At 71.5% G+C, this 22772-nt stretch carries 19 protein-coding genes; 3 read left to right on the forward strand and 16 right to left on the reverse strand.

The features are described 5' to 3' along the window. Window positions 1–156: 156 nt before the first annotated feature. On the forward strand, window positions 157–645 hold the full coding sequence (gene bldD, locus ACQPZ4_RS40275; RefSeq protein ID WP_033356835.1) for a transcriptional regulator BldD: 489 nt from the start codon (window positions 157–159) through the stop codon (window positions 643–645). A gap of 95 nt (window positions 646–740) precedes the next feature. On the opposite strand, the gene nusB is transcribed toward bldD, so the two are convergent. Further along, complete coding sequence (gene nusB, locus ACQPZ4_RS40280) at window positions 741–1148, reverse strand: transcription antitermination factor NusB (protein ID WP_433066864.1); 408 nt, start codon at window positions 1146–1148, stop codon at window positions 741–743. A gap of 80 nt (window positions 1149–1228) precedes the next feature. After that, window positions 1229–1786 (reverse strand): elongation factor P, encoded by a 558-nt coding sequence (gene efp / locus ACQPZ4_RS40285; RefSeq protein WP_433048343.1) that lies wholly within the window; start codon window positions 1784–1786, stop codon window positions 1229–1231. 213 nt (window positions 1787–1999) lie between these two features. Here efp and mptB point away from each other — a divergent pair, with 213 nt between their 5' ends. Then, entirely contained in the window at window positions 2000–3355 is a 1356-nt protein-coding gene (gene mptB / locus ACQPZ4_RS40290; protein WP_433048346.1) for a polyprenol phosphomannose-dependent alpha 1,6 mannosyltransferase MptB, read from the forward strand. Between the two features lie 134 nt (window positions 3356–3489). On the opposite strand, the gene aroB is transcribed toward mptB, so the two are convergent. The 14 genes from aroB to ACQPZ4_RS40360 all read right to left on the reverse strand — a co-directional run bounded on the left by aroB (window position 3490) and on the right by ACQPZ4_RS40360 (window position 21659). Further along, window positions 3490–4533, reverse strand: a complete 1044-nt coding sequence (aroB, locus tag ACQPZ4_RS40295) for a 3-dehydroquinate synthase (protein ID WP_433048348.1) — start codon at window positions 4531–4533, stop codon at window positions 3490–3492. A gap of 11 nt (window positions 4534–4544) precedes the next feature. Further along, window positions 4545–5042 carry a shikimate kinase gene (locus ACQPZ4_RS40300; RefSeq protein ID WP_433048351.1) on the reverse strand — a complete coding sequence of 166 codons (498 nt, stop codon included), beginning with the start codon at window positions 5040–5042 and terminating at the stop codon, window positions 4545–4547. 148 nt (window positions 5043–5190) lie between these two features. Beyond that, entirely contained in the window at window positions 5191–6369 is a 1179-nt protein-coding gene (gene aroC, locus ACQPZ4_RS40305; protein WP_433048354.1) for a chorismate synthase, read from the reverse strand. A gap of 263 nt (window positions 6370–6632) precedes the next feature. Then, window positions 6633–7421 carry a shikimate dehydrogenase gene (locus ACQPZ4_RS40310; protein WP_433048357.1) on the reverse strand — a complete coding sequence of 263 codons (789 nt, stop codon included), beginning with the start codon at window positions 7419–7421 and terminating at the stop codon, window positions 6633–6635. Next, window positions 7422–8621: an endolytic transglycosylase MltG gene (gene mltG, locus ACQPZ4_RS40315; RefSeq protein ID WP_433048360.1), complete on the reverse strand. Its 1200-nt coding sequence runs from the start codon at window positions 8619–8621 to the stop codon at window positions 7422–7424. It lies immediately after the preceding gene. 22 nt (window positions 8622–8643) lie between these two features. Beyond that, entirely contained in the window at window positions 8644–9111 is a 468-nt protein-coding gene (gene ruvX, locus ACQPZ4_RS40320) for a Holliday junction resolvase RuvX (RefSeq protein WP_433048363.1), read from the reverse strand. 248 nt (window positions 9112–9359) lie between these two features. After that, window positions 9360–12020: an alanine--tRNA ligase gene (gene alaS, locus ACQPZ4_RS40325; protein WP_433048366.1), complete on the reverse strand. Its 2661-nt coding sequence runs from the start codon at window positions 12018–12020 to the stop codon at window positions 9360–9362. Continuing rightward, window positions 12017–12283 (reverse strand): hypothetical protein, encoded by a 267-nt coding sequence (locus ACQPZ4_RS40330; RefSeq protein WP_433048369.1) that lies wholly within the window; start codon window positions 12281–12283, stop codon window positions 12017–12019. Before ACQPZ4_RS40330 ends, alaS begins: the two co-directional genes overlap by 4 nt. A 49-nt stretch (window positions 12284–12332) precedes the next feature. Next, window positions 12333–12779 (reverse strand): DUF948 domain-containing protein, encoded by a 447-nt coding sequence (locus ACQPZ4_RS40335; RefSeq protein WP_433066866.1) that lies wholly within the window; start codon window positions 12777–12779, stop codon window positions 12333–12335. Window positions 12780–12897: 118 nt separating this feature from the next. Further along, a complete protein-coding gene (locus ACQPZ4_RS40340) occupies window positions 12898–14835 on the reverse strand; it encodes a hypothetical protein (protein WP_433048372.1) in 1938 nt (645 codons plus the stop codon). Window positions 14836–16337: 1502 nt separating this feature from the next. Then, entirely contained in the window at window positions 16338–17759 is a 1422-nt protein-coding gene (locus ACQPZ4_RS40345) for a replication-associated recombination protein A (RefSeq protein WP_433048375.1), read from the reverse strand. A gap of 25 nt (window positions 17760–17784) precedes the next feature. Continuing rightward, on the reverse strand, window positions 17785–19614 hold the full coding sequence (aspS, locus tag ACQPZ4_RS40350) for an aspartate--tRNA ligase (protein ID WP_433048378.1): 1830 nt from the start codon (window positions 19612–19614) through the stop codon (window positions 17785–17787). Between the two features lie 41 nt (window positions 19615–19655). Then, on the reverse strand, window positions 19656–20981 hold the full coding sequence (hisS, locus tag ACQPZ4_RS40355) for a histidine--tRNA ligase (protein WP_433048381.1): 1326 nt from the start codon (window positions 20979–20981) through the stop codon (window positions 19656–19658). Window positions 20982–20987: 6 nt separating this feature from the next. Beyond that, window positions 20988–21659, reverse strand: a complete 672-nt coding sequence (locus tag ACQPZ4_RS40360; protein WP_433048384.1) for an MBL fold metallo-hydrolase — start codon at window positions 21657–21659, stop codon at window positions 20988–20990. 169 nt (window positions 21660–21828) lie between these two features. Between ACQPZ4_RS40360 and ACQPZ4_RS40365 the strand changes: the two genes are divergently transcribed. Next, window positions 21829–22734, forward strand: coding sequence for a peptidylprolyl isomerase (locus ACQPZ4_RS40365; RefSeq protein WP_433048387.1), 906 nt, complete (start codon window positions 21829–21831; stop codon window positions 22732–22734). Window positions 22735–22772: the final 38 nt, after the last annotated feature.

Here is a 22772-nt window from a genome sequence, read left to right on the forward strand (position 1 = left end):
GTTAAAGGACGTCGAACGTCAACTACCCTAACAACCGCCCTGACCAGGGCAACGGAAGGGTCTCGACCACTTGACCGCGCGTCGCGCGCCAGTTACGGTCACGCTCCGTAGCGATCGCTGGGGAAACCCCTCAGGCCAGTGACTGGGAGTGTCCGTATGCCGTCTGAGTACGCCAAGTCTCTTGGTGCTCGCCTGCGCTCCATCCGACAGCAGCAGGGGCTGTCTCTGCAGGGTGTCGAGGAGAAGTCGGCCGGGCGCTGGAAGGCCGTCGTCGTCGGGTCCTACGAGCGTGGTGACCGTGCTGTCACCGTCTCGCGCCTGGCCGAACTGGCGGAGTTCTACCGGGTGCCCGTCGCCGAGCTGCTGCCCGAGGGCAGCGGCGTGCGCCACGAGCCCACTAACAAGATCGTCCTCGACCTGGAGCGCCTCTACGACGCCGGCGCCGAGGACCTCGCCTACGTCGCCCGCTATGCCCGGGCCATCCAGCAGCAGCGGGGCGACTACAACGGCCGCGTGCTGTCCATCCGCGCCGACGACCTCCGCGCCCTGGCGATCGTGTACGACGCCTCGCCGTCGGGCCTGGTCGAGCGCCTCAACGAGCACGGCGTCCTGGTCACGGACCCCCGGAGCCTGTTCCAGAGCTGACGAACCCACGAAGAAGGGCCGCACCCCTGGGGTGCGGCCCTTTCTCGCGTCTGCGGCCCGATCAGCGGGCTACGGCCCCGATCTTGAGGCGGTGATCAGGTGGCGTAGTCGGCGATCCGGCCCAGAATGCCGTTGAGGAAGCGCGGCGAGTCGTCGGTGGACAGCGTCTCGGCCAGCTCCACCGCCTCGGTGATGGCCACCGGGTTGTCGATCTCGTCGTTGTACAGCAGCTCGTACACCGCGATGCGGGCCAGGTTGCGGTCGACCACCGGCATCCGCTCCAGCGTCCACCCCTCGGCGTAGCTGGACAGCAGCTCGTCGATGCGCGCGGAGTGATCCTCGACGCCCTCGACCAGCCGGACCGTGTACGGCAGGTAGCCCGGCTTCGGCTCCTCCAGGTTGGCCACGTAGGCCGACAGCACCCTGCCGCGCGGCTCCCCGCGCAGGTCGGCCTGGTACAGCACGTCCAAGGCCCGCTTGCGGGCCTTGCGCCGGGCGGTCATCTGCGCGGTGACGTCACCGCCCAGGAACGAGCCACCGGACGAAACGTTCGTCACGGTGCCGTCGACGTAGTCCCGATCGTTCACGCCCGGCCCAGGTAACGGCTGTCGCGGGTGTCGACCTTGATCTTCTCGCCGGTGGAGATGAACAGCGGCACGTTGACGGTCGCGCCGGTCTCCATGGTGGCGGGCTTGGTGCCGCCCGTGGAGCGGTCGCCCTGCAGGCCCGGCTCCGTGTAGGTCACCTCGAGGATCACCGAGGTCGGCAGCTCGACGTAGAGCGGCGCCTCCTCGTGCGTGGCCACGGTCACCTCGGCCTCGGGGAGCAGGAACTTGCTCGCCTCGCCGACGACACCACCGGGGACCGTGATCTGGTCGTAGGTGTCGAGGTCCATGAACACGAAGTCGTCGCCGTCGGCGTAGAGGTACTGCATCGTGCGCTTGTCGACGGTGGCGGTGTCGACCTTGGTCCCGGCGTTGAACGTGCGGTCGACCACCTTGCCGGAGAGCACGTTCTTGAGGGTGGTCCGCACGAACGCGCCGCCCTTGCCCGGCTTGACATGCTGGAACTCAACGACGGTCCAGAGGTCGCCGTCGAGGTTGAGCACCAGGCCGTTCTTCAGGTCGTTCGTGGATGCCATGTGTTTTGACGTCGCTTTCGTCGCTGCCGGCCTGCAGACCGGGAAAGATTCGATCCCGAGCGGCGCGGGTCACACCGGACGGGAAAAGGCCCGGTGAAGTGTACCGGGAGGGCAGAAATGGCCCGAAGCAGTGTACCGGTTCCCAGCCGCTTCCCGGGGCCGAGTTCACCGGCCGTTAACCATCGAGACACCTGACTCTGCCAGCGTGCCGGGGTGGGAAGACCGGACCTCCTCAACCGTACCCTGGGCTTCGCCGGATCCATCGCGATCGCCCTGGGTGGCTTGACCGTCGGCGCGCTTCCCGACAAGGCCGAGGATCCCCTCGTGCATTGGCCGGTCATCCGCGAGCTCCGGCACTTCCCACTGCTGGCGATCGCGGTCTCCTACGTCGGCATCGCCCTGCTCTGCGGCGCCTGGCTCCGGCTGCGGCGCACCCTGGACGAGCACAGCCCCGGCGACCTCGTGCGCACCCTGCTGTGCTGGGCCGGCCCCCTGGTGCTCGTCCCGCCGATGTTCTCCCAGGACGTGTACTCGTACCTGGCCCAGGGCGCGATGGTGCACGAGGGCCTGGACGCGTACAAGTTCGGCCCCTCGGCCCTCGGCGGGCAGTTCGCCGCGGAGGTCCCCGCGATCTGGCAGAACACCCCGGCCCCCTACGGCCCGCTGTTCCTGCGCGCGGCGTCCGCCGTGGTCAACGTCACTGGTGAACACATCATGGTGGGCGTCTTCGCCTTCCGCCTGATCGCGCTGATCGGCGTGGCCCTGGTCGTGCTGTGCCTGCCCGGCATCGCCGCCCGCTTCGGCGTGCCACCGCAGCGGGCCCTGTGGTTCGGCGCCCTGAACCCGCTGCTCCTGCTGCACCTGGTCGCCGGCATGCACAACGACGCCATCATGGTCGGCCTGATGACCGCCGGCATCTACGCCGCCGTGCGCCAGCACCCCGCCCTCGGCGCCGTCCTGATCAGCGCGGCCGCCCTGATCAAGGCCCCGGCCGCCCTGGCCCTGCTCACGATCGTGGTCCTGTGCCCCAAGGCCTGGCTGCGCATCGGCGCGGCGGCGGGCGCCTCGGCGCTGGGCCTGCAACTCGCCTCGGGCCTGGGCACCGGCTGGATCGGCGCGATGCAGACGCCGACGTCGGTACGCAACGGCCTCTCCTTCAGCACCGACCTGGGCCTGCTGCTGGGCGCCCTGGGCTGGCCGGAGCCGATGCAGATCATCCGCACCCTGGCCGCGGTGGCCGGCTGCCTGCTGGCCGGGTGGGCCCTGCTGCGAGCGCCCAACCCGGTGGCGGGCCTGGGCCTGGCGCTGAGCTCGATCATCCTGCTCGGGCCCGTGGTCCATCCCTGGTACCTGCTGTGGGCCTTCATCCCGCTCGCGGCCGGCCTGCAGCGGGTGCCGCAGGCTGCTGTGTGGGCTTCGGTGGGGCTGTCGCTGTTCCTGCTGCCGACGGGTGCTCCGGGGTACCCGCAGGCGGTCCTGGCAGCGACGGTGGGCACTGTGGCGGGCCTGCTCTACCTGCGGATGCGGCCGCCGGTTCCCGCTCCGCTGGCTGTTCCGGCCACCACCTAGCCCTTTTGGGGGCGATCCCGACATGTCGGGCGCTGGCGCGCCGCGACATGTCGGATTTATACCCCGTCAGGCGATAAAGGCGATAAGTCGCGGCGCGTCAGCGCCCGACTTATCGCCTTAAGGCTTTATGCGAGCTAGCGGGCGACGGCGTCGTAAGCCGCCCTCAGCAGCTCGTCCGACGGACCTTCCAAGGTCCCCGGCGAACCCAGCCCGTCCAGCACGATGAAGCGCAGCATCGACCCCCGCGCCTTCTTGTCGACCCGCATCGCCGCGTGCAGCTCCGCCCAGGCCTCCGCCGGGTACGCCACCGGCAGCCCCAGCCGCTCCAGGATCGCCCGGTGCCGCGCCGCCACGTCGGCGTCCAGCCGCCCCGAGAGGCGCCCGAGCTCCGCCGCGTACACGAGACCGACGCTGATCGCGTGCCCGTGCCGCCAGCGGAAGTGCTCCCGCCGCTCGATCGCGTGCCCCAGCGTGTGCCCGTAGTTGAGGATCTCGCGCAGGCCGCCCTCGCGCAGGTCCTCGGTGACCACGCGAGCCTTGATCGCCACCGAGCGCTCGATCAGCTCGGCCAGCACGGCCCCGCGCGGGTCCAGCGCCGCCTCCGGGTCCGCCTCGATCAGCTCCAGGATCACCGGGTCGGCGATGAAGCCGCACTTGACGATCTCGGCCATGCCCGCCAGCAGGTCCTCGCGCGACAACGTGTCGAGCGCGGCCAGGTCGCACAGCACGCCGACCGGCTCGTAGAAGGCGCCCACGAGATTCTTGCCGGCCGCGGTGTTGATGCCGGTCTTGCCGCCCACGGCCGCGTCGACCATGCCCAACAGACTCGTCGGTACCGTCACCAGCCGCACCCCCCGCAGCCAGCACGCGGCCACGAAGCCGGCCAGGTCGGTCACCGCGCCGCCGCCGACCCCGATCACGGCGTCGGAGCGGGTGAACGCGGCCGCGCCGAGCTCGTCCCAGCACCGGGCGGCGACGGCGAGGTCCTTGCCGGCCTCGGCGTCGGGCACCTCGATGGCCAGCACCCGGGCCCCGCCCTGCTCCAGCGCGGCCCCAATCCGCTCCGCGTGCGCGCGCACCGGCCCGGCGAAGATCACGGCGACCTGCGCGGCCCCCTTGACCAGGTCGGCCACGCCGTCACTGGCGCCGCGGCCGATCCGCACCGCGTACTCGTTCACGTCCACGAGCTTCACAGCGCCGCCGCCAGCTCGTCGGCGATCTCCTCGGGCGTGCGGCCGTCGGTCACCACGGTCACGGTGGCCACCTCCTCGTACAGCGGCCGGCGCTGATCCAGCAGATGCTTGAGCGTCGCGCGGGGGTTGAGCGCGAGCAGCGGCCGCCCGGCGCCCAGGCCCACCCGGGACAGGGCGTCGGCGAACTGGACCGACAGGTAGACGACGGCATGCCCGGCCAGGGCCTTGCGGGTCTCCTCGGCGAGGATCGCGCCCCCGCCCAGCGCCAGCACGCCGTCGAACTCCTCCAGCGCCGCCCGGATCGTCGCACGCTCCAGGGCGCGGAAGTGGTCCTCGCCCTCGTCGAAGAAGATCTCCGGGATCGGCTTGCCGGCGGCGGCCTCGATCAGGGCGTCGGCGTCGCGGAACTCGACGCCCAGGCGCTGCGCGAGCAACTCCCCCACCGTGCTCTTGCCCGCACCCGGCGCGCCCACGAGCACCGCGCGCGGGCTCACCGCGCCACCGCCGCGTCACGGCGCGACACTGCGGGGCGTGCGCTGCGGGCGCGGCCGAGGCGCACCACCACCTCGTCACGGCGCGACGCTGCGGGGCGTGCGCTGCGGGCGTGACCCGGGTCGACTCGCGCGGGCGCGGGTCGCGGACTCACCGGATGACCAGGTTGTCGAGGTAGCCGGCGAGGTTGCGGCGAATCTCCGGTACCGAATCGCCGCCGAACTTTTCAAGCGCCGCCTCGGCCAGCACCAGGGCCACCATCGACTCCGCCACCACCGCCGCCGCGGGCACGGCGCAGACGTCGGAGCGCTGGTTGATGGCCGTCGCCGGCTCGCCGGTGGTGACGTCGACGGTCTGCAACGCCCGGTTGAGCGACGAGATCGGCTTCATCGCGGCGCGCACCCGCAGCGGCTCGCCCGTCGTCATGCCGCCCTCCAGGCCGCCCGCGCGGTCCGTGACCCGCTTGACGCCGTCCGGGGTGTTGACGATCTCGTCGTGCGCCACCGAGCCGCGGGAGCGGGCCTGGGTGAAGGCGTCGCCGATCTCCACGCCCTTGATGGCCTGGATCGACATCAGGGCGGTCGCGAGGCGGGCGTCGAGCTTGCGGTCCCACTGCACGTGGCTGCCAAGACCCGGCGGCACGTGGTACGCGAGGACCTCCACGATCCCGCCCAGCGTGTCGGCGTCCTTCTTGGCCGCGTCGACCTCCTCCACCATCCGCGCGCTCGCGTCCGGGTCGAGGCAGCGCAGCGGGTCGGCGTCGATGCGCTCGAAGTCGTCGGGGGTCGGCAGCAGGCCCGGCTTGGCCGCGACCGATCCGAGCTCGATGACGTGCGACACGATCTCGATCCCGAGCGCCTGACGCAGGAGGGCCTTCGCGACGGTACCCACGGCAACCCGCGCCGCCGTCTCCCGCGCACTGGCCCGCTCGAGAATCGGGCGCGCGTCCGTATGCCCGTACTTCTGCATGCCGGCCAGATCCGCGTGGCCGGGCCGGGGCCGGGTCAGCGGGGCGTTGCGGGCCTGCGCGGCGAGCAGCTCGGGGTCGACCGGGTCGGCGGCCATGACCGTCTCCCACTTGGGCCACTCGCTGTTGGCGACCCGGATCGCGACCGGGCTGCCGATGGTGAGCCCGTGCCGGAGGCCGCCGATGAACTCGACGACGTCCTGCTCGAAGCTCATCCGCGCACCGCGGCCGTAGCCGAGGCGTCGGCGGGCCAGCTCGGCCGTCACGGACGCGCTCGTCAGCTCGACCCCGGCGGGAACGCCCTCGAGGATCGCGACGAGCGCCGGGCCATGGGATTCCCCAGCAGTCAACCAGCGCAGCACGCCCGCAAGTTTGTCACGCGCGCGTCACCGCCCAGTCGCCCGGGCGCACGCATCTCACGCAGCGGACGGCAAGACGAACGCCGCGAAAATCCGACAATCCGCGCATATACGAAAAATCCGATATGTCGCGGCGCGCCAGCGCCCGACATATCGAGCCACGATCACGCCCCGCGGGTCGCGGTGCGCGGGCCTAAGCCAGCGCCGCCCGCATCGCGCCGACCGGCGCCTTGCACGATCACGCCCGCGGGTCGCGGTGCGCGGGCCTAAGCCAGCGCCGCCCGCATCGCGCCGACCGGCGCCTTGGTGGACGTGAACAGCTCGAACTGGTCCACCGCCTGCCACAGCAGCAGATCCAGCCCGGACACGATCGCGCAGCCGGCGTCCCGCGCCGCCGCGGCCAAGGGCGTCGGCCACGGGTCGTAGATGGCGTCGAACACCACCGGCCGCGCCGAGAAGTCCGCCACCGCCAGGTGATCGGCCGCGCCCTTCGGCACCGTCGAGATCACCACCGGGGCGGCGAACGCGTCCGCCGCCGCGCTCCACGGCGCCGCCGTCAGGTCCACGTCCAGCGCGTCCGCGACCGGCCGCAGCTCCTCCGCGGCCTCGGGGCGGCGCGTGTACACGGTCACGTCGGCGGCCAGGCTCGCCGCGGCCGCGATCGCCGCCCGAGCCGTCCCGCCCGCGCCGAGCAGCGCGAGCCGTGGGGTGCGGGAGATCCCCGCCTCCAGCAGGGCGCGCACCATGCCAGGGGCGTCCGTGTTGTACGCGTGCCAGCCGTACGACCGCCGCACGAGCGTGTTGGCCGCGCCGATCGCCGCCGCGAAGGGGTCGACCAGGCTCGCGACCTGGAGGGCGACCTCCTTGAGCGGCATGGTCAGCGACAGCCCGGCCCACTCGGGGCCGAGCGAGCCGACCAGCCCCGCCAGCCCCTCTTCATCGCATTCGATCGCGTTGTACGTCCAGTCAGTCAGGCCGGCCGCGGTGTATCCGGCGTTGTGGATCGCCGGTGAGCGCGAGTGGCCCACCGGCTTGCCGAGGACCGCGGCCCGCACCTACTTCACGCCGTTCTTCTGGGCCTGCGTCCAGAGGGTCTGGAACTCCGAGTACGTCTTGGCGTACGCGGTGTTGCCCTGGGTGTCGATGGCCAGGAAGAAGTAGTAGTCCGACTTCGGCGCGTTCATCGCCGCCGACAGCGCGCTCGTGCCGGGGCTGCTGATCGGGCCGATCGGCATGCCGGGCTTGTCGTGCGTGTTGTACGGGTTCTTCGGGTTGTGGATCTCGGAGTTGAGCAGCTCCGTGGACGGCTTGGCGCCCTTGTTGGTGATCCGCAGGTAGTAGTTCACCGTGCTGTCCACCTGCAGGCAGTTGCACGGGAACTTGCCGCTGTAGACGCGGTTGTACAGCACCCGCACGATCCCGGGCTGGTCCTTGTCCAGGCCCTCGACCTGCGCGATCGACGCGGCCACGAGCGCCTCGAACGGCGAGATGTGCATGTTGTTCGTCGTCGAGTCGATGAACCCGATCTTCTCGATCTCCTGGTTGAAGCGCGCGACGATGATCTTCAGGATCGCGGTCGCGTCGACGTTCGGCGGGAAGTCGTAGGTCGCCGGGAACAGGAAGCCCTCGATGCCCGGCGCGCGCTCGATCTTGTCCTGGCGGGTGTACCAGACGTCGCCGACGCCGAGCGCCTTCGGATCCTTGGCCGCGTTCTCGAAGTCCGCGTACGGGATCTTCGTGACCTCTTCGAGCTTGCGGAACGAGTCCTGCCAGGTCAGGCCCTCGGGCAGGGTCACCTTGTTGACCAGGCGGCTGCGCGGGTCGAGCAGCAGCGACAGCGCGGCCGTGGCCTTCATCTGCTTGCGCAGGTTGTAGAAGCCCGGCTGCAGCTTGCGGCTGCGGTCGTCGTTCTTGGCCGCCTCGACGAACGCCTTGGCGCTCTTGACGACGTCCTTCTCCTGCAGCGTGGTCGCGATGTCCGCGGCGAGCTGGCCGGAGAGAATCTCGACCGTCACCTCGCCGGTGCCGCCGCCGTTGTAGTCGGGGGCGCTGAACATGCCCTTGACGCGGTCGATCCCGACGTACACGCCGAGGGCGAGGCCGCCGAAGACGATCAGAATGAGGAAGAACGCGAGGAACGTCTTGCCGCCGCGCCCCTTCTTGCGTTTCTTGGCCGGGGCGGAGGAAGCGCGGCGCCGGTGACTCTGTGGGCGCTGCTGCTCCTCGTCCTCCCAGGCCAGGTTCAGCTCGTCCATCTGCACTCTGCCTCCTGGGCGCTCAGCCACGAACTGCTCCGGCACGTCTGGCGTCGAGCCAACCCTGCAGGATCTCCACGGCGGCCGCCTGGTCGACGACCGCGCGCTGTCGGCGGCCTCGTACGCCGCGCTCCGACAGCCTACGTGCTGCCGTCGCGGTGGACATCCTCTCGTCCGTCAGCACGACCGGCCGCGGAGCGGCCACTTCGGCCAGCCGGTCCGCGTATTGCCTGATCAGGACGGCGGCCGGACCTTCCCGCCCGGCGAGGTTGATCGGCAGGCCGACGACGAGCTCCACTGCCTCGTATTCATCGGCGTACCGCAGGATCTCCGCCATGTCCGCCGGGACCTTGTCCGGTTCGGGCTTCTGGTCACGCGGGACGGTGGCCACCGGGCTGGCGAGAATGCCGTCCGGGTCGCACGCGGCCACGCCGACGCGGACCGATCCCACGTCGATGCCGAGGCGGCGCCCCCGGGTCCACTGCTCCACACGCGCACCATAGCCGTTTCGGGCGACCCGGCGCGCCACCCCCCGCTCGTGCGGGTGCAATGTGGGGTGTGCGTAAACCGTTGGCCCATCACGGTTTTCCGGCCCGTGCGCGCCCTGTCACCGTCCGACACGCCGAACGCGAAGTCTGTCACCCACAAGCGTGACAAATCGGATTTATCCGATTCGCGGGAAAACACACATTGCGCAAAGAACCGGGGCCGGCTGATACCGGCCCCGGTCCTTTTCAGCTAGAGCGCCTTCTCCACCGCGGTGAGCAGGTTCGGCGCCTCCGCGGCCGGGACGCCGCCGCCCTGGGCGAGGTCGGCGTTGCCGCCGCCGCGGCCGGACAGCGCGCCCTTGACCAGGTCGCCCGCCTTGAGCCCGCGCTCCTTGCCGGCCGCGTTGACGCCGACGACCAGCGAGGCCTTGCCACCCGCGCGGGACGTCACGGCGACGACCGCCGGGCGGTCCGCCGCGATGCGGCCGCGGATCTCCTGGACCAGCGTGCGCACCTCGTTGGCCGACGTGCCCTCGGGGGCCTCGGTGCCGACGAACGCGACGCCGTGGATGTCCCGGGCCGCCTCGGCCAGCGCGCCCGCGCCGGCCAGGACGACCTGCGTGCGCAGCTTCTCCAGCTCGCGCTCGGCGTCGCGCAGCTGGGCCACGGTCTGCTCCACGCGGTCGGCGACCTGGTCGCCGGGGACCCGGAACAGCTCGGCCAGGCGGGACACGAGCACGTGCTCGCGGGCCAGGTGGCTGAACGCGTCCAGGCCGACGAGGGCCTCGACACGCCGTACACCCGAACCCACCGAAGCCTCGGAAAGGATCTTGACGAGGCCGAGCTGCGACGAGCGCTCGACGTGCGTGCCGCCGCACAGTTCGCGGGCGTAGTCGCCGACCTCGACGACGCGGACCTCGTCGCCGTACTTCTCGCCGAACAGGGCCATGGCCCCGATCCGCCGCGCCTCGTCCTGCGTGGTGATGAACGCGTGCACCAGCAGGTCGCGCAGCAGTACCTCGTTGACCTGCTGCTCCACGTCGTGCAGGACGCTCGCGGGCACGGCCGACGGGGTGTTGAAGTCGAAGCGCAGCCGGCCCGGGGCGTTGAGCGAGCCCGCCTGGGTCGCCGACTCCCCGAGGAAGTTGCGCATCGTCTGGTGGATCAGGTGGGTGGCCGTGTGCGCGCGGGAGACGGCCCGGCGCCGGTTCACGTCGATCTCGGCGAACGCGGTGTCGCCGGGGTGGACCTCGCCCGCCACGACGCGCGTGCGGTGCACGATCAGCCCCGGAAGCGGCGACTGTACGTCCAGCACCTCCACCCGCCCGCTGCCCAGCGTGATGAACCCGGAGTCGGCGAGCTGCCCGCCGCTCTCGGCGTAGAACGGGGTCGCGTCGAGGACCAGCGAGACCTCCTCGCCCTCCCCCGCGACCTTGGCCCCGAGCAGCGAGCGGACGCGCGACTCGCGGGCGATCTCGCGGTACCCGGTGAACTCGACCGGGCCGCCCTCCTCCAGCGCCGCGCGGTACACCGAAAGGTCCGCATGCCCGGTCTTGCGGGCCTGGGCGTCGGCCTTGGCGTTGGCGCGCTGCTCGGCCATGAGCCGCCGGAAGCCGTCCTGGTCGACCTGCAGGCCCTGCTCGGCCGCGATCTCCAGGGTCAGGTCGATCGGGAAGCCGTAGGTGTCGTGCAGCTGGAACGCCTTGTCGCCGGAGAGCTGCGTCTTCTTCGAGGACTTCGTCTCGGTGATCGCGAGGTCGAGGATCGTCGTACCGGCGTTGAGCGTCTGCAGGAAGCGCTCCTCCTCGCCGTACGCGTACTGCGAGATCCGGTCGTACTCGCTCGCGACCTCGGGGTACGACGGGGCCATGCAGTCCCGCGCGATCGGCAGCAGCAGCGGCAGGGCCGGCCCCTCCTGCCAGCCGAGCAGCCGCATCGAGCGGATGGCGCGGCGCAGGATCCGGCGCAGCACGTAGCCGCGGCCCTCGTTGGACGGGATGACCCCGTCGGAGATGACCATCAGCGCGGTGCGCACGTGGTCGGCGATCACGCGCAGGCGGACGTCGTCCGGGTGGCTCTCGGCGGCCACGTGGGAGACCGCCTGGCCGTACCGCTTCCCGGTCAGCTCGGCCGCCTTGGCCAGGACCGGCTTGACCTCGTCGATCTCGTACAGGTTGTCGACGCCCTGCAGGATCGAGGCGATGCGCTCGAGGCCCATGCCCGTGTCGATGTTCTTGTTGGGCAGGTCACCGACGATGTCGAAGATCTCCTTCGACTTCACGTTGGTGATCTCGTGCTGCATGAAGACGAGGTTCCAGTACTCCAGGTAGCGGTCCTCGTCGACCTCCGGCCCGCCGGACTTGCCGTAGGCGTCGCCGCGGTCGTAGTACAGCTCGGAACACGGGCCGGCCGGGCCCGGGATGCCCATCGACCAGAAGTTGTCCTTCTTGCCGCGGCGCACGATCCGCTCGGCCGGCATCCCGGTGCGCCGCCAGATGTCGATGGCCTCTTCGTCGTCGAGGTACACCGTGGCCCAGATGCGCTCGGGGTCCAGCCCGAAGCCGCCCTGCTCGACCGACTTGGTCGAGAGCTCCCAGGCCAGCTTGATGGCGCCTTCCTTGAAGTAGTCGCCGAAGCTGAAGTTGCCGTTCATCTGGAAGAACGTGCCGTGCCGGCTGGTCTTGCCGACCTCTTCGATGTCGGGCGTGCGGATGCACTTCTGCACGCTCGTGGCCCGGTCGTACGGCGGGGTCCGCTGGCCGAGGAAGAACGGCACGAACTGCACCATGCCGGCGTTGATGAACAGCAGGTTCGGGTCGTCGACCGCCGGCAGCGGGGCCGAGGGCACGACCGTGTGCCCGTTGCCCTCGAAGTGGGCGAGGAAGCGGCGCTTGATCTCGGCGGTTCTCATCGGTGCTGCGGGCCTTCCGGGTAGAGGTCTTCGTCCAGGGTCAAGCCATCCGCGAACGCGGCGTGGATCTCGGCCTCGCGCTCGGCCATGCCGTCGCGGACGTCGCCGACGAACCCGCGCACCCCGGCCGCGATCCCCATCGCCGAGTCACGCGCCGAAGCGGCGATGCCCTGCGGGGTGAAGGCCTGGGCCTTCTTGGTGACCGCCCGCACCACCAGCGCCCCGACGGCGAGTCCGATTCCGAGCCACAGCAGACGCCGCATGGCTCAACCCTTCCCTCTCAATGTTTGTTTGGTACCGCTTGTGCCGAGCTCAGCCGCGCTTGCGCCGCTGCTTGACCTGCTCGCGGACCTCGGCCTCGTCCGCGTCACGGCGCCGGTTGGCCGCGGCCTTGCGCACGCCGTAGCCGAACGCGGCGACCTTCACCAACGGGTTGGCCGCGGCCGCACTGACCACCGTGGACAGGTTCGCAACGTTCGCGCTGACGTGCGACACGTTTTCCGTAATCGTGTCGATCCGCGCGAGCTGCATGTTGACCCCGTCGAGCGTCGTGTGCACCTGCGTCAGCGCGGTGTTCACGTTGTCGATCGTCATGTTGACCCGCTCCAGCATGGGCGTGGTCTGATTCGCGGCGTCCTGCAGGGCCCCCGTGGCCGCATCGATCGTGTGCCGGACCCGCAGGATCGGCACGGCCAGCACCAGTACGAGCACGAAGAACCCACCCGACGCCACCAGCGCCGCGATTCCGCCCAGGGACACGGTCACGCCATTCCTCCTCAACCCGCATGAATGCGTGATTCCAACGGAGGAACCCTACCCTCCGTGATGCATTGCCGCGCTTCGACCGGCGCATGATGTGCGCTTTCGCTTGCGCGTGTCACGGGCCGGGTTGCCCACCGCCGCCCGGGTCGTAACTGATGCGGTTGAAAACTTTGATCGTCGTAACCGCCAACGGGCAGATCGTAGTCGGCGCGCTCGCGTCCTGACCGTCGTCCACCGGCGGTACCGACGGCGGCGCACTACTGGCCGCCTTGGTCGGCGTCTTCGCCCCTCCGGTCGGTGCCGGCGGCGCCGCACTGATCGTCGGCCGCGCCCCCTTCACATCGCACACGGCCGCCCGGACCCACAGATCCAGCACGTACTCGTCCCGCTGCCAGCACGTCTCGATCCCGTCCACGCCCTCGGCCTGGCAATCCGGAATGTCCCACTCGACCCACCCGGCATCGCGCAGCTTCCCGACGAACGCCCGATTGGTCTCCTCAGGCCCGCGCGCCGATTCCCACGTCCGCTGCCGCGACCGGCACTCCCGAATGCACCACCGGCTGCCGACGGCCCCATCGGTCGGATTCCGCGCCGCCCATTCGGGCAGATTCAACTCGTCGAGCTCCGCGAACACCGGGTCCCGGGAAAGCTCCCGAATGACGAAGAACGCGGCAGGCGCACTGACCACGGCGAGGACGAGCAGAATGACGGTCGCGTACCGCAACTGCCGAACCCGCTTGACCTGCGCCCGCTGCAAAAGCCCGAACGGCGCGATCTGCGTCGTGGACTCCCAGTCGAACGCGGCCGGCGAGCTGGCCGTCCCCCGGTACGTCGTGGGACCCGGATTCGGATCGAACCGCGCCAGATCCACGAACGGCTTCCCCGGCGGCCCGTCGCCAGGCCCACGCCCACCGGGCCCACGCCCGTTGCCTCCACCGGGACCGCGCTGCCCACCGGGCCCGCCACGCCCACCGGGACCGCGTCGCCCATCGCCCTGACCGCCACGGCCGCGCAGGCTCTCGGGATCGTTCTGACCACCACGCCCGCGCAGGGCCTCGGGCTCGTTCTGCGCGCCACGTCCGCGCACGTCACCGGTTTCACCCGGCCCACCGCGACCGCGCAGGGCCTCGGGCTCGTTCTGCCCGCCACGGCCGCGCTGGTTGTCGGCATCGCCCTGGCCGCCGCGACCGCGCTGGTTGTCGGCATCGCCCTGGCCACCGCGACCGCGCTGGTTGTCGGGCCCGGGTTCGCCGGCGAAGCCACGCTCGGCGCCAGGCCCACGCTGATCGTCGCCGCCCGGACCACGGCCGCGCTTGTCGACACCATGCCGTCCACCGGCCGCCTCGGGTCCCCCCTGGCCGCCCGGTCCACGTGAGCCGCGCTGTCCGCCCTGGCCGCCGGGCCCCTGCTGCGTGCCGGGACCACTCTGAGCGCCGCCAGGGCCACGTTCACCACCGGAACTCCCAGCACCGCGACGGCCGGGAGCGTCCGGCCCACCCTGCGTAACCGCCGGCCCAGCCCGCATCTCGGCCGACCGCGCTTCCCCACCGCGAACGTCACCACCGCGGGGATCGCCGCCACGGACGTCACCACCGCGCGCGTCACCGCCGCGGACGTCACCACTGCGCGGGTCACCGCCGCGGACGTCACCACTGCGCGGGTCACCGCCGCGGACCTCACCACTGCGGGGATCGCCACCGCGCGGATCGCCACCGCCACGCACGTCTCCACCGCGGACATCGCCGGTGCGGGCATCGCCACCGCGGATGTCACCACTGCGCGGATCGGCGTTGCGCGGGTCGGGAATCTGCCCACCGTTGAAGGCCGCCGGCTCATCGGGCTCGGCCGCATGCCGCCGCCCACCCGACGAACGGCGAGCGTTCGGCGACTCCCCCTGCCGCGGCTCGGGCAACGCATGCGCCGCCCGCCGGCCGGCGGTCGGCGACTCCTGCTCAGCATCCGGGGCACGCCGCCGCCCACCACCGGCGGGCGGCCCACCGGTGCCGGCCGGGTCCAGCGTCGCGGCGGCGGTGGCCTCCCAGGACGCGGCCATCTCACGGGCGGTACGCCGTCCCCGGGACCGCGACTTCGACTCAGCCGGCAGCTCCTCGGACGCCTCCCGCCAAGGTTCCGCGGGCCGAGACCCAGAACCGGACTCCCGCCACGGCTCACTCGAACGCGCCCCCGGCTCACCCGGATTCGCCGCCCGAGACCCGGACGTCGACTCCCGCCAAGGCTCATCCCCACGCGACGACGAACCCCGCGCCTCGCCTGGATTCGCCGGACGCGACCCGGAGGTGGACTCCCGCCACGGCTCGTCCCCACGCGAACCCGCCGACGACCCACCACGCGGGTCACCAGGATTCGCCGGCCGCGACCCGGAGGTGGACTCCCGCCACGGCTCGGACGGATGCGCCGGCCGCGAGTCCGAAGTGGACTCACGACGAAGGTCCCCGGGACCGGCCGGACGCGAACCTGACGGCGACTCCCGCCACGGCTCCGACGGATTCGCCGGCCGCGACCCGGAACTCGACTCACGCCTCGGATCAACCGGAGCCGCCGGACGCGAACCAGACTGCGACTCACGGCGCGGATCGACCGGAGCGGCGGGACGCGACCCGGAAGTGGACTCACGGCGCGGATCAACCGGAGCGGCGGGACGCGACCCGGACGTGGACTCGCGCCGCGGATCGACGGGACCAGACGGGCGCGAACCAGACGGCGACTCCCGCCACGGCTCCGACGGATTCGCCGGCCGCGACCCCGAACTCGACTCACGCCGCGGATCAACTGGAGCCGCCGGACGGGAACCCGAGTTCGACTCGCGGCGCCAGGTCTGCGTCGCGTCCGGGTTGGCCGGAGGAGCGGGCGGCGCGGCGGCCGCAGAGTCGGACTCGCGCAACACGTCACGCGGCGGTCGCCACGTCGGCATGGCCTCCGTCGACGGCCCTCCGCCCGAGTCGCGCGGCAGTCGCCACGCCTCGGTCGGTTCGGCCGGAGGAGGAGCCGCCGGAGCGTTGCCCGACTTCGACCGCCGCGACCGCGAACGGCCCGGAGCCTCAGCGCCCGCCGAACCAGCCGCGGCCGGACCGTCGGACGCGAACCCACCGCCACCCGCGCCGCCGGAGCCGCCCTGGCCGCGACCGCCGGACGAGCCCGGACCGGAACCCGCCGCGCCGGGACCGAAGCCACCAGCGCCGCCGGAACCACTCTGGCCGCGACCGCCTGACGAGCCCGAGCCGGAACCCGCCGCGCCGGGACCAAACCCGCCGCCGGGAGCGCCGGGTGAGCCCTGACCGGGGGCGCCCGAGCCTGATGCGGGGCCGTACGAAGGGACCAGCGGCGGCTCGTCGCCGCGGGACTGGGGTGGGACGCCGCGGCGGGGATTCATGCCATCGAGGACGTCGGACGGGGGTGCGGGCGGGGCCGCGAAGGCGTCGGCGTCGTTGCCCGCGCTGCGCAGTTCGGCCAGCCAGCCGAGTTCCTCGTCGCCGCTCGGGCCTGGGTCGGCCTTGCCGCGGCCGCGCCGCTTCTTGGCCTCGTCTCGACCCGATGTCACCGGTGTCGCTCCTCCATGCTGTTCGGCTCCGGAGCGTCACCCGCCCCCGAGGACGACGTACCGGTCCCCCGCACGATACGCCGCAGTTTCGGCAATCGTTCCGCCACCGCGCGCTCGGCGCCATGGCCCGTCGGGCGGTAGTACTCCCGGTCGCGAACCCCCTCCGGGGCGTACTCCTGCTGGACCACGCCCCGCGGGTCGTCGTGGGGGTATTTGTACCCCTTCCCGTGCCCGACCCGGCTCGCCCCCTTGTAGTGCGAATCGCGTAAATGCGCAGGAACTGCACCACCATGTCCGGCGCGCACGTCGGCCATCGCCGCTCCGATGGCCGCGACCACCGCGTTCGACTTCGGGGCGAGGGCGAGGTGGATCACCGCCTGGGCGAGGACGATCTGGACCTCGGGCAGCCCGACGTACTCCACGGCGTGCGCGGCGGCCGTCGCGATCGGCAGGGCGGTCGGGTCGGCCAGGCCGATGTCCTCGCTGGCCGAGATGACCATGCGCCGCGCGATGAACCGGGCGTCCTCCCCCGCGGTGATCATGCGGGCCAGGTAGTGCAGGGCGGCGTCGACATCGGAGCCGCGGATGCTCTTGATGAAGGCGCTGACCACGTCGTAGTGCTCGTCGCCGTCGCGGTCGTACCGCAGCGCCGCCACGTCCACGGCCTTCTCCGCGGTGGCGAGGTCCACGCTGCCCATGCCCTGCGCGACCGCGGCACCGGCGGCCGCCTCGAGGGCGGTGAGCGCCTTGCGGACGTCGCCACCTGCCAGCCGTACCAGATGAGCCTCTGCATCGGCATCCAGCTGCACGGCGCTGTCAAGCCCGCGACCGTCCGTGACCGCCCGGCGCAGCAGCGTGCGCACGTCGTCGTCGGTGAGGGGCTGCAGGGTCAGCAGCACGCAGCGGGACAGCAGCGGCGAGATGACCGAGAAGTAGGGGTTCTCCGTGGTCGCCGCGAGCAGCGTCACGGTGCGGTCCTCGACCGCGGCCAGCAGCGAGTCCTGCTGGGTCTTGCTGAAGCGGTGGACCTCGTCGATGAACAGGACGGTCGGCGGCCCGCCGCGGCGGCGCTCCTTGCGCGCGGTGTCGATCACCGCGCGGACGTCCTTCACGCCGGCCGACAGCGCCGAGAGCGCCACGAAGTTACGGTCCGTAGCGCCGGCGACCAGATGCGCGATCGTGGTCTTGCCGGAGCCGGGCGGGCCCCACAGGATCACCGACATCGGCGAGGAGCCGCCGACGAGCTGGCGCAGCGGGGCGCCCGGGGCGAGCAGGTGCTGCTGGCCGACGAGCTCGTCGAGGCTGACCGGGCGCATCCGGACCGCGAGCGGCGCGTCGGCCGCCACGTCGGTGAAACCACCGGTGACGGCGGGATCGCCGCCGTCACCGGTTGGTTGAACCTCAAACAAGCCGTCCACGGCCCCCGACCCTACAGGCCGGTCATCAGTTGGAGCGCTCCACCGGGACCTGGTCGGTGGCGGACACCGGCGCTGCGGCCTTCGGCTTGGCGTCGACGCCGGCCTCGGCCCGCTGCTCCTTGGTGATCGGGGTCGGCGCGCCGGTCAGCGGGTCGAAGCCGCCGCCGGTCTTCGGGAACGCGATCACCTCGCGGATCGAGTCCGCGCCCGCGAGCAGCATGCAGATGCGGTCCCAGCCGAACGCGATGCCGGCGTGCGGCGGCGGGCCGTACTTGAACGCCTCCAGCAGGAAGCCGAACTTGTCCGCGGCGTCGTCGGGCGTGATGCCGAGGATGTCGAAGACCCGCCGCTGCACGTCGCCGCGGTGGATACGGACCGAGCCGCCGCCGATCTCGTTGCCGTTGCAGACGATGTCGTACGCGTAGGCGAGCGCCTCGCCCGGCGCCTCCTCGAACCGGTCGATCCAGTCGCGGTTCGGCGAGGTGAACGGGTGGTGCACGGCCGTCCAGCCCTTGGCCCCGCCGCCCGTGCCGCCGGCCTCGGGGTCGGTGGGCTCGAACATCGGCGCGTCGACGATCCAGCAGAACGCCCAGGCGCTCTCGTCGATCAGGCCGGCCCGCTTGGCGATCTCGATGCGGGCCGCGCCCAGCAGCTCCTGGGCCTCGCGCCGCTCGGTCGAGGCGGCGAAGAAGACCGCGTCGCCGGGCTTGGCCCCGACCGCGTCGGCCAGGCCGCCCAGGTGGTCGGCGGAGAGGTTCTTGGCCACCGGGCCGCGGGCCTCGCCGGTCTCGGCGTCGAGCACCACGTAGGCCAGGCCCTTGGCGCCGCGCGCCTTGGCCCAGTCCTGCCAGCCGTCGAGCTCCTTGCGGGTCTGCGCGGCGCCGCCGGGCATCACGACCGCGCCCACATAGCCACCCGCGTCGATCGCGCCGGCGAACACGCGGAATTCCGTGCCGCGGAGGTACTTCGTGAGCTCCGTCAGCTCCACCGAGTACCGCAGGTCGGGCTTGTCGGAGCCGTACCGCGACATGGCGTCGTGCCAGGTGAGGTGCGGGATGTCGCCGGCGATCTCGTGCCCGGCGAGGTCCGACCAGAGCGAGCGGACGATCGACTCGCCCAGCTCGATGATGTCCTCCTGGGTGACGAAGGACATCTCGATGTCGAGCTGCGTGAACTCCGGCTGGCGGTCGGCCCGGAAGCCCTCGTCGCGGTAGCAGCGGGCGATCTGGTAGTACCGCTCCAGGCCGCCGACCATGAGCAGCTGCTTGAACAGCTGGGGCGACTGGGGCAGCGCGTACCAGGTGCCGGGCTGCAGCCGGACCGGCACCAGGAAGTCGCGGGCGCCCTCCGGCGTCGAGCGGGTCAGCGTCGGCGTCTCCACCTCGACGAAGTCCCGGTCGGCGAGCAGGTTGCGGGCGATCTGGTTGGCCCGGCTGCGCAGCTTCATCGCCTTGTGCGGGCCGGAGCGGCGCAGGTCGAGATAGCGGTACCGGTAGCGCACGTCGTCGCTGGCCGCCTCCCCGTCGTCGACGGGCAGCGGCAGCGGCGCGGCCTCGGAGAGCACCTCGAGCGCCGTGGCCACGACCTCGACGGCGCCGGTGGGCAGGTCGGGGTTCTCGTTGCCCTCGGGACGGGCGCGGACCTCGCCGGTGACGAGCACGCAGTACTCGTTGCGCAGCGCGTGCGCCGCCTGCATCTCCTCGCGGAAGACCACCTGGACCACGCCGGAGGCGTCGCGCAGGTCGACGAAGATGACCCCGCCGTGGTCGCGGCGGCGGGCCACCCAGCCGGCCAGCGTCACGGTCGTTCCGGCGTCGGCGCCGCGCAGGGTGCCGGACTCATGGGATCGGATCACGGGATCTCCTTCGGCGAACTACGCAAAGACTCCCTATTGTTTCACTGCAGCCGCGGCGCCATGTCCTCGGCCGGGGGGATCCACTCTGCGCTGGAGGCGGGCACCTGCTCGCCGGAGCGGATGTCCTTGACCTGATCGCCGCCCTCGGCCGACGCGCTGGCCGGGAACCAGACGAACGGGATGCCCCGGCGCTCGGCGTACCGGATCTGCTTGCCGAGTTTTGCCGGTACCGGCGCGACTTCTGCAGCGATCCCGCGGGCGCGCAGGTCGGCGGCGATCCGGTTGCCGGCCGCCCGCTCCTCTTCACTCCACAGCGCGACGAGCACCGCGGTCGGGGTCGGCCGGCTGACCGCCAGCTGCCCGGCGTCGAACAGCAGCCCGAGGAGGCGGGAGACGCCGATGGAGATGCCCACGCCGGGGAAGACGTCCTTGCCGGCACTGGCGAGGTTGTCGTACCGGCCGCCGGAGCAGATGGAGCCGTACTGCTCGTAGCCGACCAGCTCGGTCTCGTACACGGTGCCGGTGTAGTAGTCGAGCCCGCGGGCGATCTTCAGCGTGGCCTCGACCAGCCCCGGGCTGTGCTCCCGGGCCGTCTCCACGACCGCCGTGAGCTCGGCGATGCCCTCGTCCAGCAGCTCGTGCTCGACGCCGAGGGCGCGCACGGCGTCGGCGAAGGAGGCATCCTGGGCCCGGATCTCGGCCAGCGCGAGACACGCTTTGGCCTGCGCTTCGGTACCGCCGGCAAGCACGATCTGCGCCGCGACGGCATTCGGTCCGATCTTGTCCAGTTTGTCGACTATTCTGAGGATTTCCTCGGGATCCGCCAGGCCCAGGCCACGGTAGAAGCCCTCGCAGAGCTTGCGGTTGTTCACCATGATCTTGACGGGCGGAATCGGCAGCGAGCGCAGCGCGTCGCCGATGACCAGGGGAATCTCGGCCTCATAGTGGGGCGGGAGGGTGTCCCGGTCGACGATGTCGATGTCGGCCTGCAGGAACTCGCGATAGCGACCGGCCTGCGGCTTCTCCCCCCGCCACACCTTCTGGATCTGGTACCGCCGGAAGGGGAACTGCAACTTACCGGCGTTTTCAAGGACATAGCGGGCGAACGGAACGGTCAGGTCGAAGTGCAACCCCAGGCTCAGCTCCTCCTCGCCCTCCGCGGCCTGGAGGCGGCGCAGGACGTACACCTCCTTGGAGGTCTCGCCCTTGCGCAGCAGCTGGTCGAGGGGCTCGACGGCCCGGGTCTCCAGCGAGGCGAAGCCGTAGAGCTCGAAGGTGCGGCGCAGCCGGTCGAGCACCTGCTGCTCGGCGATGCGCTGGCCGGGCAGCCACTCCGGGAAGCCGGACAGCGGCATGGGTCGGGTCATGGGTGTCTACCAGCCTTTACGCGGCGCCTCGAGCGCCTCACGGAGATAAGGGTTGCGGGCCCGCTCGCGGCCGATGGTGGTCTCGGGGCCGTGCCCCGGCAGGACCACGGTCTCGTCGGGCAGGGTGAGGACCTTGTCCCGCAGGCTGGCCAGCATCTGCTCCATGCTGCCGCCGGGCAGGTCCGTGCGGCCGATGGAATCCCGGAACAGCACATCGCCGGAAAAGCAGAGATCCTCGCCGCGGAACATCACGGAGCCGCGGGTGTGGCCGGGCGCGTGGTCCACGACCAGCTCCAGCCCGGCGATCTTGAGCACCAGGCCGTCCTCGAGCGGCGCCACGTCCTCCGGCTCGGTCCACGTCAGCCGGCCGCCGAACAGCGCGGTGAGGTCGGTGCTCAGGCCCTTGGTCGGGTCGGCCAGCATCTCGCCGTCGTCCGGGTGGATGTACGCGGTGATCCCGCGCGCGCCGCAGACCGGCGTCACGGAGAACGTATGGTCGAGGTGACCATGGGTCAGCAGTACCGCCGCGGGTTGGAGACGATGCTCGGCGAGCACCTCGTCCAGACGGTCGATCACCCCGATGCCGGGGTCGATGACCACGCACTGCTCGCCGGGCGCTGGGGCCACGACGAAGCAGTTGGTCCCGAACGCCTCGGCCGGGAATCCGGCAACCAGCACGGCGGCGCTCCTCCCTGTCGATGTCCTGCCTTAGACCAGGTAGACCCTATCCGGAGCTCAGGCACAGCGAACCGTGACCGGGCGGCGACCCGCATTCCGGGTTCTACCCGTACACTCTGGCGGGCGTGTGACGTGGCACCCAAATGTATTTTCCTGGAGGGGAGCGCAGGTGGCTTCCAGTAAGAGCCGGCAGCGTGCACTGGCGCGGGCCAAGACCGAGCGGCAGATCGCCCGGAGGGCGGCCCAAGCACGGCGGCGCCGGCAGTGGCAGGCGGGCATCGGCACGGCCGTGGTGCTCGCGTTGCTGGTCGTGGTCGTGATCTGGAAGACCGGTGGCTTCTCCCCCGCCCCGGCCGCCGCCGCGGACTGTGCGTACACGCCGGTCGACGTGGCCAGCGGGATCACGGACGTCGGCAAGCCGCCGACCAAGGACGTCATCAAGAACGGCGTCGAGACGATGACGATCGCGCTGGGTCAGGGCAACGTCACCGTCAAGCTCGACCCGAGCAAGGCGCCGTGCACGGTGAACAGCTTCCGGTACCTGGCGGAGAAGAAGTTCTTCGACAACACCACGTGCCACCGGCTGGGCGACACGTTCCTGCAGTGCGGGGACCCGTCGGGCACCGGCAGCGGCGGCCCGGCGTACCGGTTCCCGGACGAGAACCTGCCGACCGCCAGCGCGCCGTCGGCCGACCCGAGCGCCGACCCGTCGGCCGCGCCGGCCTCGACCGCGCTGTACCCCGCCGGCACGATCGCCATGGCGAACTCCGGCGTGAACACCAACAGCAGCCAGTTCTTCCTGGTCTTCAAGGACCAGCAGTTCCCGCCGAACTACACGGTCTTCGGCACCATCACGGGCGGCCTCGACGTGCTGCAGAAGATCGGTGCGGCCGGCAACGACAGCTCCGGCGGGGACGGCACCGGCAAGCCGAACCAGGAGGCGAAGATCAGCTCGCTGACCGTCACCGACACCGAGCCGCCGGCCGCCGAGCCCGTCCCCACGACGAGCGCGTCGGTCCCCGCCTCGGCCCCGGCGTCCACCGCGCCGTCGGCGAGCACGCCCAGCAAGTCGTAGCCGTGCAGTCCACCCCATCCCTGTTGAGCAAGGAGTAC

It is taken from the genome of Dactylosporangium sp. CS-033363 (genome assembly GCF_050942475.1).
Lineage (GTDB): Bacteria > Actinomycetota > Actinomycetes > Mycobacteriales > Micromonosporaceae > Dactylosporangium.